Source organism: Actinoplanes sp. NPDC051388, from assembly GCF_055586225.1.
Genome location: NZ_JBVJIP010000045.1, coordinates 1 through 2,653 on the forward strand (window position 1 = coordinate 1; position 2,653 = coordinate 2,653).

General features: G+C 70.7%; 1 protein-coding gene. It reads right to left on the reverse strand.

Annotated features, from left to right (window positions below):
• Positions 1-1,118: 1,118 nt before the first annotated feature.
• Complete coding sequence (locus tag ACZ6TI_RS48120; RefSeq protein ID WP_465352034.1) at positions 1,119-1,619, reverse strand: DinB family protein; 501 nt, start codon at positions 1,617-1,619, stop codon at positions 1,119-1,121.
• Between the last annotated feature and the right edge of the window lie 1,034 nt (positions 1,620-2,653).

Sequence of the window (2,653 nt, forward strand, 5' to 3'; positions counted from 1 at the left end):
GCGGGGGGGGGGGGGGGGGGGGGTGGGGGTGGGGGGTTTTTTTTCCCCCCCACCCCCCCCCCACCCCCCCCCCCCCCCCGCCCTCCATCCTGTTGCGCTCCCTGGCGGTGGTCGCCCTCGGCTTCTCGGCTCGCGGAATCCGGGTGGTTGCGGTCCCTGGCGATGGTCGCCCTCGGCTTTCGGCTGCCGGCATCCGAGAGGTTCTGTCCCTGGCGGTGATGGCATTCGGATTCGGAGTCGCCTGCATCCGGGCGGGTGGAGTTTCTGCCGGTCGCCCTCACCTTCGCGGCTGGAGGCATCGGGATGGTCGCTGCCCGTGGCGATGGCCCCCGTGCGTTCGCGGCCGGTGGAACCTGCGTGGTTGCTGTCTCCTGGCTACGGCGACTCTCACGCGGTAACCACGGGCGTTCTTCGTGGCGGTTTCACCCTCGGGCCGCGATGCCGGCAGTCGCGGCCTCGGCCGTGGGAGCTGTATTGATCTCGCTCCTTGCTATGGGGGCCGTGCCTCAACCGCCGGGCAGTCACACGCCGCCAGGCCTCTGGCGGTGGTCGGTGTGGCGCCGCGGCCGCCGGCGGTCGCGTGCCTGGTGCCGACGAGGTGGGTGGCTTTGTGCCGCGCCGCCGGCCGCGTGGCTGCCGCTTCTTGGCGTTGGCGCGCTAGCAGGTGGCGGCCAGGCGTTGCAGCATCGCCCAGCCAACCGGCTAGATCGCTTTGCGACTGCCGTCGGCGAGTGCGTGGCAGCCGCACCTGCGCGGTGGTTGGCCCTGGCGTCGCTGCCGCGAGCGGCGGGGTGGCTGAGCACCGGGGGTGGTCGGCTATGCGCCGCGGCCGCCGATAGCTGCGGCCTCTTGAGTGTTGGCGCGCTGCCGGGTGGCAGCCGCGGGCAAAAGCGTCGTCCAGCCGCTGGCTTGGATTCTTGACGCCGGCGACTGCCTGCTGCGGGCAGCGGCGTGGTTGAGCAAGGGGCTGGCCGGCCGTGCGCGGCGACCGCTGGTAGTTGGATGGCCGCCATTTTCTCGGGGGTGGCCTGTTGTCGGGTCGCGGCAGGGACGCAGCAGCGTCGTCTCGTCAGCGTGTGCGGATTGCCTCGGGGCGCGCCGCGGCACCTTGTAGGTTGCTATTCGCCGGTGGTGCCGTCGAGCTGCTCGCGGAGGATGTCGGCGTGGCCGTTGTGTCGGGCTGTCTCCTGGATCATGTGGGTCAGGATGGCGCGGAGATTGACCGGCGCACCCCCGGGCGTGGCGACGACGTCGTCCAGTTGTCCGGCCGCCACCGCCTCGCGTGCGCGATCGCAGGTGCGGACATAGAACTCGACCAGGTCCGCGGTTGAGTCCTCCGGCCCCACCTGGAATTCGGTGTCCGGCTCGAAGAGATCGGGCTCATCGATTCCCGCATAGATCTTCAGAAACCATCCCTGCTCCGTGCCGGTCAGATGCTTCACCAGCCCCAGCAGGCAAAGCCCGGACGCGGTCATCGGCCGGCGCAACTGATCCTCGTCCAGCCCGTCCATCTTGTGCAGCAGCGTGGCCCGATGAAAGTCAAGCTGCTGCGTCAACGCCTCACGCTCCCCGGCCACCCGGTTCAGCGCCGGTCGTTCAGCAGGCGCGCCAAAGCTCATGTCTGGCACGCTACCCGCGACCAGCCCACCCGCGGCAGCGCGCCGCGACCGCGACCAGGCCGGCAATCTCGCACCTCACCGCGGCGTCACGCCGGGAGCGCAACGACCAAGGCGGCAGCACCCGCCGCACTCTGACGGCGCTCCGGCGAGGGCACCGCCGCCAGGAGCAGCAACCACGCCGGTCCGACGACGGCGACGCAAGACGACCATGTCCAAGCCGCGCCCACGCGCGACGCCGGCCCCGCAAGCGAAGGTAACTCCCACCGTCCGTCCGACGTGGCGCGCATCGGTGGCGAACACGTAAGCAGCATCCACCGTCTCACCATGGAACACGCCGCGGAATGAGATGCCATTGAGGCAGCGCCCACACCGTCTGACCGCGCGGCGCACCCAGCGGCAAGGCCTTCTCCGAGGCAGCATGTGCGCGGTACACGGCGACCGAGCGAGGCCCGCACCATCGCCACGCTTTCGCGGTGCGCAGCGAGCATGACCAGTAAGACAGCGTCCATTGCCTGACCGTGACGACGCTCCACGCGGGCGACGGCTGCGACGCGAGGGTGACCATCCCCGAGCCGGCACCTGCGCGTGACATCTCGCCGTGAGCGCGAACGCTGCACCCGCCGCCCAGCCGACGCGGCGCGCGGCTTGCGCGACGACGAAGCAGCACCCACCGCCTCACCGAGACGACGCCCCGTCAGGGCGACCATGGCCAGGACAGCCAACACGGGCTGCGAAACGCGGACGACCACCGCCAGGGTGACCGTCGCCAGGACAGCCACCCCGCAGGGTCGGGCTGCGAAAGGCGGACGATGACCGCCAGGGGCAGAACCATTCGGATGCCGGCGGCCGAAAGCCGAGTGCGACCATCGCCAGGGACCGCAACCACCCGGAGCCCGGCAGCCGAAAAGCTGAGGGCGACCACCGCCAGGGAGCGCAACAGGATGGAGGGCGGGGGGGGGGGGGGGGGGGGGGGGGGGGGGGGGGGGGGGGGAGAAAAAAAAAAACAAACAAACACAAAACAAACAAACCCCCCA

Coding starts and splice junctions, on each gene's coding strand:
- ACZ6TI_RS48120 (WP_465352034.1), bottom strand. CDS start 1,619: ATGAGCTTTGGCGCGCCTGCTGAACGACCGGCGCTGAACCGGGTGGCC.